Raw genomic sequence first — 13,204 nt, forward strand, 5'->3', positions numbered from 1 at the left:
GCTAATGTTAGATTTATATGGTGAAAAGTTTAGTTCGCGATTTATCCTTGGTACGGCATTATATCCAAATCTTGATGTAATGCTCAAAGCTATCTGTCAATCAGAGTCACAATTGCTAACAGTATCTTTAAAAAAATCAGTTACAAATGGAAATTCACAAAATCAATTTTGGAATAAATTAAATCAAATTGGATGTGAATTTTTACCTAATACAGCTGGATGTAGGAATGCTAATGAAGCAATAGAAATAGCAGAGGTATCTCGAGAGGTTTTTGAAACAAATTTTATAAAGGTTGAAGTTATAGGAGATGATTATAATCTTCAGCCAGATACTATAGAGCTAGTTAAGGCATCTAAAGAGCTTATAAAAAGAGGCTTTTATGTTTTACCTTATACTACAGATGACTTAGTAGTTGCTAAATATTTAGTGGATGTGGGATGTAAAGTATTGATGCCTTGGGCTGCTCCAATAGGAAGTGGTAAGGGACTTGTTAATCCATATGCATTAAAAGTATTAAGAGAGCGTTTTAGTGATATTGAACTAATAGTTGATGCGGGTATAGGTGTTCCATCTCAAGCTTGTGAGGTTATGGAGATGGGTTATGATGGGGTTTTATTAAATAGTGCGGTCGCATTAGCTGGTGATCCTATACTTATGGCTAGTGCATTTAAACTTGCAATAGAGTCTGGAAGGGAAGCCTTTAAATCAAAGAGAATGATAGAAAGAGAACTATCTTCACCTTCAACAAGCTTGTTTGAAACTCCATTTTGGCATCAGGATTAAATCTCATGAAAGGTATTTTTTTAACAATAGGGGGCTCAGATAGCTCATCTGGTGCGGGAATCCAAGCAGACATTAAGATTGCTAGTGATATTGGCGTAAATATAACTACAGTTATTAGTTGTGTTACAGCTCAAAACTCTATGACTATTTTAGATATTCAAGAAGTTAGTGCAAAGAGCTTTTCACAACAGCTCAATGCAATTGTAGATGATTTTCATATTAAAGTTATTAAAAGTTCTGTTTTAGTCTCAATCGAGCAGGTTGATATACTTATAAACTTTATAAAAACATTTAAAGAAGTTATTTATATCTGTGATCCTATAATGTTTTCAACAACAGGGAAACAGCTAGTTTCAAGAGATGTTATTGAGTATGCTAGATTAAATTTATATCCTTTAGCAGATATTTTGACACCGAATTTAGATGAAGCAAAGATATTACTAGGAGATATAGATTTTTCAGTTTTGGGAAGTCCTGATAATATAGCCAAAGCACTACAGAAAAAGTATCACTGTAAGAATGTTTTTCTCAAAGGAGGACATAGTATAGAGAAGAATATCTGTATTGATTTTTATTGTAGTAATAATGATTTTAACTATAGTTTAGTTTCATCAAAATATAAAGTAAATACTAGAATTAGAGGTACAGGCTGTGCATTATCAAGTGCTATTGCAAGCTTTTTAGTGTTGGGGTTTGATATTAATAATTCTTTAGTCTTAGCTAAAGCATATATCACTAATGCTATTAAAAACTCTCAAAGAATAACTATAGGAGCAAATCATTTAGCTATTAAAGATTCTTTTAGCTTTAATAGTGATTTTCCGAGGATTTATTTTGATAAGCCTTTTTCTAATTTAAAGTTTAGATCAATTAATAAAGTTGGCTTTTATCCAATAGTTGATGATGCTGATAAAATTCCTCGTTTAGCTAAGCTAGGCGTCAAAACAATCCAACTTAGAATTAAGTCAAAAGATACTGTGTATGTAGAGAAAAATATTGTAAAAGCTATTGAGTATCAAAATAAATATCAGTTACAGCTTTTTATAAATGATCATTATCAGCTTGCTATTAAGCATAATGCTTTTGGTATACATCTAGGCCATGAAGATCTACTTAAGTTATTTTACTCAGATAGTGAGACTTTATTTAAAATTAGTAAATCAAGTATAGCTTTAGGATTAAGTACTCATGATTACTATGAGTTAGCGATAGCCTTAGCCATTAATCCTAGTTATATAGCTTTAGGACCTATTTATCCTACAACAACAAAGCAAATGAAATTTAAGCCTCAAGGTTTGAGTAAGATTCATCAATGGTTATATATATTAGATGTACCTCTAGTTGCAATTGGAGGTATTAAACAAGAGCATTTAAATGATATAAAAAATATTGGGGTTGATGGTATTTCTGTAGTTAGTTTAGTAGATGAAATTTCAGATAATAAGTTAGAAGAAATAGTGAAGTTTTTAAGGTAGTAATATATGAATCTAAATGAAAAATTATCACAGCAAGAGCATGACTATTATACAAGACAGTTGATGTTAAAAGATTTTGGAGTTGAGAGTCAGATAAAGTTAAAAGAATCATCTATTTTGCTTATAGGAGTAGGAGGTGTAGGATCACCTGTTGCTACTTATTTAGCTGGTCTAGGAATAGGTTCATTAACAATAGTTGATAATGATGTTGTAAGCTTTTCAAATTTACATAGGCAAGTGTTATTTGATATTGATAGCATAGGTGAATCTAAAGCAACTATAGCTAAAAATAAGCTAGAAAAGTTAAACCCATATATACATATAAATACTATTACAGATAGATTAACACTAGAAAATTCTTCTGAGCTTAATATTCGTGAATTTGATTTGATTATAGATACAAGTGATAACTTTGAAACTAAAGTCTTATTAAATAAGCTTTCTATAGCAAATAAAGTTACTTTGCTATCTGGAGGCGTTCAGGGACTTAATTTTCAAGCAGGGATCTTTAATATAAATAATCATGCAGCATGTTTGAATTGTTTATATCCAAAGATGAATCAACTAACAAATAGTCAAAAAGTTGGAGTATTAGGTGTTACAGCAGGGTTAGAGGGTATGATGTTAGTTAATATTGCTAGTAATTTTTTGCTAAATAGAGATAATTTTTTAGATTCTACTTTATATACATATGATTTAAGAAATATAGAACTAAAAAAATATACCTTATCTAAAAATATAGATTGTAATGTATGTTTTTCAAATACTCTTCTAAATTAAAAGAAAAGTTTGTATGATGTTTAAAATATTAAATTGAGGAATTATAAAAAATGTATGATAAGGATAGTAGAAATGTAATTTTGTTGGCAGGAATAGGAGCAATTTTAGAGTTCTATGATTTTGTTTTATATATGATTTTCTCTAAGGAAATATCAGCAACTTTTTTTGCAGAAATTACCAACCCAACAATTAAAGCTTTTTTAACCATACTAATATTTTCAATAGCATATTTAGTAAGACCTTTCGCAGGAACTATACTTGGTATAATTGGAGATTTGATAGGTCGAAGAAGATTACTTTTATTTACAATATTATTAATGGGAAGTTGCTCATTATGTATGGGGTTAATGCCAGGCTATGCTCAGTGGGGGCTATTTGCTAGTTTTGCTTTTGTAGTCTTACGTATATTACAAGGAATAGCCTTAGGTGGTGAATTGCCTGGAGCATATGTTATAGTGTATGAGTCTGTAAAGGGTAGGATAGGTTTTGCTACAGCAATATTATTTACATTTGTAACTGGAGGATTCTTATTTTCTGACTTTGTAGGTTTTGCATTAGAGCATCTTTTTGGTAGCTACGCTTGGAGAGCAGGATTTATAATAGGCGGCTTATTAGGTTTTGTAGGCTATTATGTACGTAGAAATCTTCATGAAACTCCAGAGTTTGAAAATATTGATAATCAGAAAAGACACTCTTTTAGTTCTTTAGTATCTACCTATGGAGCTAATCTTTTTGCTGGGATATGTATAGTTATTATAGTTGCTTTTGGTGGCGTGATGTTAACTTTATATATGCATAGATTTGTTGAAGATATTTTAGTTAATTATAATTCTGGACAGATTTCTCTAATTTTAACCCCTAGTGTTCTAGTTCTCACTTGCTTTACTTTTATATTTGGTTATTTTTCGGATAAAGTTGGTATAGCTAAAATGTTTGCAGCAGGGGCTATACTTGTTGTTATTAGTTCTCTACCAATATTTTATTTGATGAGTTGCTTTGGCACAGTTTTCTACATTATAATAACTTCAATTGTTATTATGCTGTTTTATTCCTTAATTGCAGCGAGCTTTATATTCTTATTATGTGATCTTTTCCCAACGGATGTGAGATTATCAGGTGTTGGCTTAAGTTATAATTTAGCTTTTGCAGTAGTAGGAGGTATTGCTCCACTAATAAGTACAACAATTATCACATTAACAAAATATCACTTCTTAGGCCCTGCTATGGTAGGCATAGTTTGTGGTTTGGTAGGCTTATTAGGAGTCTTTATTTATCTTAAAAAAGGCGGTTATCATAAGAATAATAAAGAGATGATAGTTAAGCTATAGTCTATAAAAATTTATAATAAATACTAAAGTCATATTCTACGGCTAGAAGATGAAAAGTATGTGGGAATAAGTTTTCAAATGGCTCAAAGCAATAGTGTTTATACCCAGGATCTCTATACCATTTTTAGCAGTATCAATAAGCTTATTATTCATATCTAGACTTCTATGATTTAAATCGATAGCGAATATTTTAAATTTAGCAACATCTGTTGAGAATTTTGAGACATTGATAGATCCTATAATTATTTCGTTTTATTTTATTGCATTTTTTAACATACTCCTTGAAAGACTATTTGCTTAACAGTCTTTTTCATTAGCTAGTTTTTTATCTTTTTTTCAACTTTAGTATTAAAATCGACTAGTTACAGACATAATTTAGTGGATACTACGTTAAACGCTTTTTATTGCTGTGACAAAAGAGTGTTTAATTTAACATTTGTAATATGTATATTTTCCTTTCATTCTTAGTTGTAGTGATATGATAAGTTTGAATTTTAAGATTATATAGATTTAATTAGAATATGCTCATTGATTCACACATCATTAAAAAACAACAGAAGCAGATTGCTAGAGTAATTATATTAAAATTATATTTTTTTGTGGCTAGAGATATTACTAACCAGCTTAGCATTCCCCATATGATGCCTTGAGAAATAGATAGAGTCAGAGGCATTAGTACGATAGTTAAAAATGCTGGTATAGTCTGAGAAAGATCATCCCACTCTATAAATCTAACAGAAGAAAGCATATGACTACCAATAATAACTAATGCTGGAGCAACAACAAACATCGGTACCATTTCTACAATAGGAGATAGAAATAAAAATGGTAAAAATAATATTCCCACTGTTATTGCAACTAGTCCACTTTTACCTCCGATAGAAATACCAACTGCAGACTCAACATATACAGAAGATGGAGATGTACCAAATAACCCAGAAAACAAAGATGAAAAAGAATCTACAAGTAAAGACTCTCTCATTCTGATAGGATTACCATCCTTGTCTAGAGTATTTGCTACACTAGCTAAACCAACAATTGTACCAGTGCTATCAAAAATATTTATAAATAAGAAAGAAAAGATCGCGGGTATTGTTGCTATTTTTAGACTTCCTAACCAATCTATAGAGAAAAATAGCGAAAAGTCAGGCATAGAAAAGAAATGTTTAGGAATTTCCATAACAGTATCAGTTCCTATTATTCTACCAAAAGGTAGAGATAACAAGCATCCAACAAAAATCATAATCAACATTGCTGTTTTAACTTTTCTACAAGTTAGGATAATTAGTAAGAACAGACAAATAATAAAGATTCCGGTCTGGATAGAAATAGGAGCTATTTCTAGTAGGGAAGATGGAGACTTTTCAATAAACCCAGCATTAAAAAAGCCAACTAATGCAACAAAAACACCAATCCCAGCACCTATACCATTTTTTACTCCAACAGGGATCGCATCCAAGATTTTTGCTCGGATATTAAAGATAGCAAGTAATGCAAAGATTACTCCAGACCAAAAAACTGTCCCCAAAGCTGTTTGCCAAGGGATATGCCAAATATCAACAATAGTATATGTAAAAAAGACATTCATACCCATTGCTGGAGCTACAGCATAAGGGTTTTTTGCATATAATCCCATAGCTATTGAAGATAAAGCAGAAATCATAACTGTACTAGTGACTATGGCATTAGCAGGCATACCTGTTTGGCTTAAAATTTTTGTATTAACAATGATGATATAAATCATTGTTAAGAATGTTGATAGACCTGCAATTAGCTCTACTTTATATGATGCAAATTCGTTACCAAAGAGTTTATTCATAAAGAGTTTATTCCATTAAATTTTATAATATTTAAATTTTTCTCAGATTATCTTAGTCAAAGTTTGGCGTAAGAGCAGGGATTCTCTTATGATGGCTACGATTATGCCAAAAGCTTATTCTTTCTAAAGCTTTTTCAGAGACTTCTTTACCATCTAAGAAATCATCAATTTCAGCATATGTAACACCCATTTCATCCTCGTCAGTTTGACCTTGCCATAATCCTGCAGAAGGAGCTTTATCTAAAATATTTTGAGGGACTTCTAAATATTTACCAAGCTCAAAAACTTGAGACTTTTTAAGCTTAACTAAAGGAAGAATATCTGCTGCGCCATCGCCAAATTTTGTAAAGTATCCCATATACCATTCACAAGCATTATCTGTACCAATTACAATACGATTGTTTTGTTGGGCATAAGCATATAAATACATCATTCTAAAGCGTGCTTGGGCATTACCTTTTATTACATGTTGACGATTGTTATCAGAGTTTGTAAAAGCTTGTGTAGAGTCTAAAAAAGTCTCAAATGCTGGTTGAATAGGAACTATATGATGAGGAATATTTAATTTATTTATAAGCTCTATGGCATCATGCATATCTTGGTCTTGATTATTTTTTGAAGGCATTATTAAAGCTGTTACTGGTAGATTAGTCTTAGTAGCTAAACAAGCAGCTACAGCTGAATCTATACCTCCGCTTATACCAATCACAAAACCTTCAGCAGGATAGTTTAAACAACTTTCTTTTATCCACTTTACAATTTTTTTTGAATAATTACCTACTTCAAAATTTTTAACAATGTTCATTTTATATCCTTTACTTATTTTACTAAATTTAATCTATCAGAATTAATTTTCTTTCTACCTACTTTAGCTTGAGGATTATTATTTAGCTCAACACAATCTCCGGTAAAGCCAATATTCACTTTTAATAAAGCACTTCCAATACCAAATATATCTACAGGTGTATTTTCATCGTTAAATTTTTTTACTTTATTATAGTCAAAATTTCCTGATGCAATAATTTTGACATGTTGAAACCCTTCAGTATCAAAAGATTTTCTTAAAGCTTTTATAAGCTCTAGATTTACACCCCTACAATCAATGGTTTTTTTTATAGTAGAATTTTCTAGGAAATATTTATCAATCATATTAGGAGATGTATCAACTCTAACGGCAAATAATTTATTACCAAATTTCTTAGCTACAGCTAGAGAGTCTGTTATGACATCGTTATTATAATCAACTAAGGCAATAAGAGGTTCTTTAGGAAATGCATCAACATATGCTTGGCAGGCATCTATAAGGTTACCATCAAAGCTTTGTATTAGTGCATGAGGCATAGTTCCCATACCTAATTGACCAGTCCATGCTCCCATAGCATCTGTAGCAACTTTAGTTATGCCACCAATATTTGCAGCATATCCATCACCTGGTTGAGTCAGATAAATATCTTCGCGATCACCCATAAATATAATTTCTTGATCTTTATTAAGAAGTTCATTATATAGGTAAGCATTTGTGGCTATACTTGTTCTTCTAGCTAAAATACCATCAATTATTCCTTCAAGAAAGCCAAAGTTTTTATACTTTCCCTTTATTGTTAGTACAGGTTCAAATGCAGAAACTTCATCGCCATCATTAAGAGCTTTTATTTCTAAATCATCACAGTTTAGGGCAAATTTTTCAATCAAAGCTAGTGATTCATCAACTCCACAAAGTATAGTCTTATTATGGCGTTGGAAAAATTGCATTAAAATAATATCAGAAGAATTCTTAAGTATTTTCTGAGTCTTTATAAAATATTTTGCGGAGTAAAAGCCTGTTGATATATTATCATCAAATTGAAATGTTTTGTTTGTAAGTCTAGTTATTTTGCCAGTCTTTTTAAGCATAAATTCACAATCTATCATTGGAATTATAATTAGATTTCATATTATAGCGATTATTATATCATTGTTTGAAGATAAACTTTTATAAGATATTATTTTATTTAGAAAAAGCAGGGTTATTCATATGAGGTTTGTCATAATTATCAACATTATATCCAGCACCTAAAGATTGATATAAGTTTGAAATGCTAATTAAAGAGCTTAGTTTAGCTTGATTAGCTTGCATTTGTTGGTTAAGGACATTTAAATAAATACCTAAATATTGCGCTTTACTTATAGCTCCTAATTGGTATTTCTTTCTAAGGATTCTTTCTTGCTTTCTTGTCGATTCAAGTGACATTATTTGTCTATCATAGTTTTTCTTATCAGCAACTCTTTTTGATAGATCATTATCAACATCTTCAAATGCTTTTTGTAAAGTATTAATATAGTCATAGTAGGCTTGATAGAATTGAGACTTAGCTTTATCACTATCTGCCATAATACTTAAGTTAAAGATCGGTACAGCTGCAACGGCTTCAGCGGCCCATGCCCATGCATTTAATGTGGCTAATTGACCAAGAGCTAAAGTTGCATTACCAAACGTACCAGTTAGATCTATACTTGGGAAGAATTGTGATCTTGCTAGACCTATATTAGCATTAGCAATTTTCAACTTATACTCTGCAATAGCTATATCTGGACGATTTTCTAATACTTGTGAAGGCAAGTTAACAGGGTTCTTGATATCAGCATTTATCTGATCAAGAGTTCTTGTTGTATTTATCTGCCCTGGATTTCTACCAGTTAAAATCTTAAGAGTATTATTAAAATGAGTAATATCATTTTTTATCGTAGCAATTTTACCTTTTTGAATTTCTAATTGTTGTTTTATCAACTCGGGTAGTAAAGGAGAACTAGCTCCTAATTGATGTTGACGCTCTGCATAGTAGTATAAAACTTGCATTTTATCAACAAGCTGTTTTTGAAGTTGTAATTGCTCTTTTGCGGTTATTAAAGAAAAATATGCTCCTGTAACTTGAGTGATTATTGTTAAGCGAGTTGCATTTATAACATTTTTTTGTGATTTTTCACTAAATCTAGCAATTTTACCTAGTTGGAACTGTCTGACAATATTAATTGTGTAACTAGGAATAATTCCAGCCACAGAGCCACCAAAAAGCGAAGAACTTGGAGTACTTACATTTGGTATACTTACATTAGATGTAGTATCAAATGTTTGGGCAATAAAGCCACCACCACCAACACTTGCAGTAGGTAACCAACCATAGTCAGCTTTGTTTACTTCAGCTTGAGCTTGCAGTACATTACCAATAGCAACTTGAATTTTATTATTATCTTTTAATGCAGTTGTTACAAGATTATTTAATGTTGGATCATCAAACTCTCTCCACCAAGCGATTTGTGTTAAATCCCAGTTTTTACTGATTTCACCCGCAGATTTGCTTTGACTATTCCAAAGGGCTGGAGCTTTTACTTTAGGTTTTTCATACTTTGGATTAAAAAAGCTACAGCTTGAAGTTATTATAATAGTAGCAACTAGGGCTGTACGAAATATATTTCTTTTAATCATATTTGTTTGCCTATAATGTGTCTATTTTTACAGTTGCACTTGCACCGACTCTAAGTGGATAGCTAGGGTCATTCTTCATTGCAATTTTCACAGGGAAACGTTGCGTAACTTTTACCCAATTTCCTGTAGCATTTTCTGGAGGAAGTAGTGAAAATACTGATCCAGTAGCATAACTAATACTATCTACCTTACCTTCATAAGTATGACTATACATATCAAGTTCAACTTCAACCTTTTGCCCTGGCTTAATTCTATTTAAGTCTGTTTCTTTAAAGTTAGCATCAATCCACCATTTTTGATTATCAATAAATCCAAACAATGATTGTCCTGGTGAAACAAGTTGTCCTTTATATAGCTTCATATTTGAAACATAGCCATCAGCAGGAGCTCTTAGAGTTGTATAACTAAGATTTAGATTAGCATTTCTATAATTATCTTTTGCAGCACCCACTTGGGCTTTTGCTATTTCTACTTGAATTAAAGCCTGTTTTAGAGATGATGCAGCTTGATCTTTTGCTTTTTCTGCTTGAATCTTTTGATCAATATATTTTTGAGCATCTTGTAATGAGCCAGCGTCTTCTTTATACAACTTAACATATCTATTTGCCATCTTTACAGCGGTATCTAGAGAGGCTTTTACTTTAACTAAGTTAGATCTTGCAAAGCCGACTTGTTCTTGTGCTACAAATAGTTGACCTTTTGCTTGGATAACTTTTGAATTAGCTTGAGATACTTGTAGTTGATAGTCATTTGGTTCAATCTGGACTAGTTTATCCCCTTTATGTACGAATTGGTTATTTTGCACATATACTTTTTCTATATAGCCACCAACTTTAGGTGATATTCTAATAACATCAGCGCTTACATAAGCATTATCTGTACTTGGGAAAATCTTATTATACTTATAGTATCCATATATACCTAAGGCTACTAGTACTATAACTGTACAGCCAATAATTATTTTTTTAGGAGAAAACTTAGATTCTTTCTTTGTGTTTTCTATTTGTGGTTGTTGTAAATTTTCTTCTGACATTCTAATTAATCCTATAATAATTTTAATGCATTACTGGAACAGGAGCATCTTTAGGTGGTTCTTTTAATAAAAATGGTACAATAGCCAGAATTAGGCTCATTATACCAACAACATAAAATGAATTAATGTAGCTTAATAAACTACTTTGATGCATTATCTGCTGTTTTGCAATAGCAACAGTAGATGTCTCAGGCATAGTTAAAGTATGAGCCCAAGATTGAAAATTTTGATTTAGTGAAGATATATTCTGTGATAACTCTTGATATGTTGTTTGTTGGTTTCTTGATATAAATGTTGCAACAAAAGCTGTACCAACAGAGCTGCCAAAGTTTCTAAAGAAGTTAAATGATCCAGACATGTCGCCCATATCTTCATCAGCAACACCTACAACAAGGACACTCATAAATGGGATAAAGAACATCATCATTCCAAAGCCTTGAATAGCAGTTGTTAAAATAATATCAAACTCACTTGCAGTAGCAGAGAAGTTAGCTTGCATTAAACAAGATATCCCAAATACTATCATTCCTAAACTAATTGTTTTTCTAACACCTAGTTTTTTTACTAAGATTGCTTGTGTTAGTCCAGCTCCAATAACCGCAGCAACACCTCTTGGTGCTGTGATATAGCCTGCTAAATCGACTGGATAGCCATATACTTGCTGTAGCATTGTCGGTAGGTATGCCATTGCAGCTGAAAATAAAAGCACAAACATAAAGCATAAGAAGCAAGCTATGACAAAGTTCATATTTCTAAAAATTCTAAATTTAACAACAGATGAGTAAATTAGTCCTCTCCATATGAAAAAGCTTAGTGAAACTATTGATATAGCAAGTAAGATTATTATCTTAATAGAATCAAACCAACCATCTGTATTACCATTATCTATAAAAAACTCTAAACAACCTACACCAATAGCCATAAATCCAAAGCTAATATAGTCTATTTTGATCTTCTTAATTTTGGTAGTTTCCATCATAAATGCAATTATAACAAAGGCTATTAGACAAAGAGGAACGTTTACATAGAATATCCACTCCCATGACATGTTTTCACAAATTGCACCTCCTAAGACAGGCCCAACTATTGGGCCCATAACGATCACCATACTATATACAGTCATCATCTTATTATATTCTTGATTTTTAAAATTTGTTGAAATATAGGTTTGAGCAACAGATGGTAAAAATGCGCCTCCTAAGCCTTGAAAAGCTCTAAAAATAATCATTTCTGTTAAAGATGTTGATAGTCCACACATAATCGATGAAACACCAAAAATAACAGAAGATATTAAAGCAACTCGTTTAATGCCATATTTCTCTATCACAAGCCCGGATAGTAATATAAAGATTGCTGCAGTAACAATATAAACTGTTGTAACATTGGCTATTGTTTCAACATTGGCACCAATGGCCCCCATAATTTGAGGTATTGCAACTGCAACAATAGTTAAATCTACAATTTCAGCTAGCGCAAGTAAGCTTATAGCTATTGCAACTATAGACCTTTTTTGGCTCCAAAATCCTGTTGCATTAGTTGTATTTGTTTGCATAATTTGAAAGTATTTTTAATTCCTTTAAAAATATAACTTTAGCTATTATAAAGCAGCTAAAGTAAAAAAATATTTTAGGTATTTAATTTATTTTAGAATTATTGCACAATTTAAGCTATGTATTATAACATTATAGGGACAAAAAGTATTGAAAAGTGGTCAAAGTTATTCTGATACAGAAATACTCTCGATTGGTGACTGGCTAGATGGACCATCAATCATTGCAATAAAGGGAGGTAATTCTCCAGAAAGTGAAAATCAGATAAATACTAAAGAAACAGATTGGCATCACCATTCGCGTGGAAAAATATTTTGTGTCGAGAGTGGTCTTGTACATGTAAGTACTCCAAATGGCTCATGGGTTTTACCTTCAAATAGAGCAGGGTGGGTGCCTCCAAATACTTCGCATAAAATACGTATTAGCGGTATTGTTCGTGGTTGGGTTATTTTTATATTGCCTAGTATTTGTGAGACTTTACCAGATACTTCTCGTGTTATTCCAATGAGTATGGTGCTCAGAGCATTAGCTTTAAGAGCGGTTGAGTGGGATAAACAGCAATCTTTAAATGAAGAGCAGGAATATATTGCAACAATAATCTGTAACGAAATTAGACGCGCACCTGAAGAAGCTCTACATTTACCAATGCCCAAATCAAGTAGATTAATTAAAGTTGCAAATGCGATAATTGATGATCCATCTCTTAATAAAAGTTTAGAACAATGGGCATCTTTTGGAGCTATGTCCCCACGAACTTTAAGAAGAGCTTTTTTAACTGAAACTGGACTTAGTTTCTCTCGTTGGCGTCAACAGGCCCAATTAGCACATGGTTTAGATATGTTAGCACAAGATATCTCGGTTACAGAAGTTTCAGACTCTTTAGGCTATGCCTCATCTAGTAACTTTATTGCAATGTTTCGGCGAGCTTTTGGTAAAACACCAAAACAGTACTTTTCAAATAAAGAAATTTAA

11 protein-coding genes are annotated in these 13,204 nt (G+C 31.7%); 5 read left to right on the forward strand and 6 right to left on the reverse strand.

Translation table 11 applies throughout. The annotated features are described in order from the left end of the window. The first annotated feature begins 4 nt into the window (after window positions 1-4). Genes F3D62_RS01545 through F3D62_RS01560 form a run of 4 tightly spaced genes read left to right on the forward strand, consistent with a single transcriptional unit; the run spans window position 5 to window position 4,367 of the window. The gene (locus tag F3D62_RS01545; protein WP_150466495.1) at window positions 5-784 is read left to right on the forward strand and encodes a thiazole synthase; all 780 of its coding nucleotides are present in this window, start codon (window positions 5-7) and stop codon (window positions 782-784) included. A gap of 5 nt (window positions 785-789) precedes the next feature. Continuing rightward, on the forward strand, window positions 790-2,259 hold the full coding sequence (locus F3D62_RS01550) for a bifunctional hydroxymethylpyrimidine kinase/phosphomethylpyrimidine kinase (RefSeq protein ID WP_150466496.1): 1,470 nt from the start codon (window positions 790-792) through the stop codon (window positions 2,257-2,259). A 6-nt stretch (window positions 2,260-2,265) separates the two neighbouring features. Further along, window positions 2,266-3,039, forward strand: coding sequence for a HesA/MoeB/ThiF family protein (locus F3D62_RS01555; protein ID WP_150466497.1), 774 nt, complete (start codon window positions 2,266-2,268; stop codon window positions 3,037-3,039). 50 nt (window positions 3,040-3,089) lie between these two features. Next, complete coding sequence (locus tag F3D62_RS01560; protein ID WP_150466498.1) at window positions 3,090-4,367, forward strand: MFS transporter; 1,278 nt, start codon at window positions 3,090-3,092, stop codon at window positions 4,365-4,367. Window positions 4,368-4,881: 514 nt separating this feature from the next. On the opposite strand, the gene F3D62_RS01565 is transcribed toward F3D62_RS01560, so the two are convergent. The 6 genes from F3D62_RS01565 to F3D62_RS01590 all read right to left on the reverse strand — a co-directional run bounded on the left by F3D62_RS01565 (window position 4,882) and on the right by F3D62_RS01590 (window position 12,234). Then, on the reverse strand, window positions 4,882-6,186 hold the full coding sequence (locus tag F3D62_RS01565) for an NCS2 family permease (RefSeq protein WP_150466499.1): 1,305 nt from the start codon (window positions 6,184-6,186) through the stop codon (window positions 4,882-4,884). A 52-nt stretch (window positions 6,187-6,238) separates the two neighbouring features. Continuing rightward, window positions 6,239-6,991, reverse strand: a complete 753-nt coding sequence (gene nadE, locus F3D62_RS01570) for an NAD(+) synthase (RefSeq protein ID WP_150466500.1) — start codon at window positions 6,989-6,991, stop codon at window positions 6,239-6,241. 14 nt (window positions 6,992-7,005) lie between these two features. After that, window positions 7,006-8,079, reverse strand: coding sequence for a nicotinate phosphoribosyltransferase (locus F3D62_RS01575; RefSeq protein ID WP_224732614.1), 1,074 nt, complete (start codon window positions 8,077-8,079; stop codon window positions 7,006-7,008). A 94-nt stretch (window positions 8,080-8,173) separates the two neighbouring features. Next, window positions 8,174-9,649: a TolC family protein gene (locus tag F3D62_RS01580; protein ID WP_150466502.1), complete on the reverse strand. Its 1,476-nt coding sequence runs from the start codon at window positions 9,647-9,649 to the stop codon at window positions 8,174-8,176. Window positions 9,650-9,659: 10 nt separating this feature from the next. Further along, a complete protein-coding gene (locus F3D62_RS01585; protein WP_150466503.1) occupies window positions 9,660-10,682 on the reverse strand; it encodes an HlyD family secretion protein in 1,023 nt (340 codons plus the stop codon). A gap of 22 nt (window positions 10,683-10,704) precedes the next feature. Next, entirely contained in the window at window positions 10,705-12,234 is a 1,530-nt protein-coding gene (locus tag F3D62_RS01590; protein WP_150466504.1) for an MDR family MFS transporter, read from the reverse strand. Between the two features lie 148 nt (window positions 12,235-12,382). On the opposite strand from F3D62_RS01590, the gene F3D62_RS01595 reads away from it, so the two are divergent. Further along, on the forward strand, window positions 12,383-13,204 hold the full coding sequence (locus F3D62_RS01595) for an AraC family transcriptional regulator (RefSeq protein ID WP_150466505.1): 822 nt from the start codon (window positions 12,383-12,385) through the stop codon (window positions 13,202-13,204).

Source organism: Francisella sp. SYW-9, assembly GCF_008711465.1.
Lineage (GTDB): Bacteria > Pseudomonadota > Gammaproteobacteria > Francisellales > Francisellaceae > Francisella.

Excerpts from the sequence above, each read along its gene's own strand:
- F3D62_RS01575 (WP_224732614.1), bottom strand. The coding sequence starts at position 8,079 with ATGCTTAAAAAGACTGGCAAAATAACTAGACTTACAAACAAAACATTT.
- nadE (WP_150466500.1), bottom strand. The coding sequence starts at position 6,991 with ATGAACATTGTTAAAAATTTTGAAGTAGGTAATTATTCAAAAAAAATT.
- F3D62_RS01585 (WP_150466503.1), bottom strand. The coding sequence starts at position 10,682 with ATGTCAGAAGAAAATTTACAACAACCACAAATAGAAAACACAAAGAAA.
- F3D62_RS01590 (WP_150466504.1), bottom strand. The coding sequence starts at position 12,234 with ATGCAAACAAATACAACTAATGCAACAGGATTTTGGAGCCAAAAAAGG.
- F3D62_RS01545 (WP_150466495.1), top strand. The coding sequence starts at position 5 with ATGTTAGATTTATATGGTGAAAAGTTTAGTTCGCGATTTATCCTTGGT.
- F3D62_RS01560 (WP_150466498.1), top strand. The coding sequence starts at position 3,090 with ATGTATGATAAGGATAGTAGAAATGTAATTTTGTTGGCAGGAATAGGA.
- F3D62_RS01555 (WP_150466497.1), top strand. The coding sequence starts at position 2,266 with ATGAATCTAAATGAAAAATTATCACAGCAAGAGCATGACTATTATACA.
- F3D62_RS01565 (WP_150466499.1), bottom strand. The coding sequence starts at position 6,186 with ATGAATAAACTCTTTGGTAACGAATTTGCATCATATAAAGTAGAGCTA.
- F3D62_RS01550 (WP_150466496.1), top strand. The coding sequence starts at position 790 with ATGAAAGGTATTTTTTTAACAATAGGGGGCTCAGATAGCTCATCTGGT.
- F3D62_RS01580 (WP_150466502.1), bottom strand. The coding sequence starts at position 9,649 with ATGATTAAAAGAAATATATTTCGTACAGCCCTAGTTGCTACTATTATA.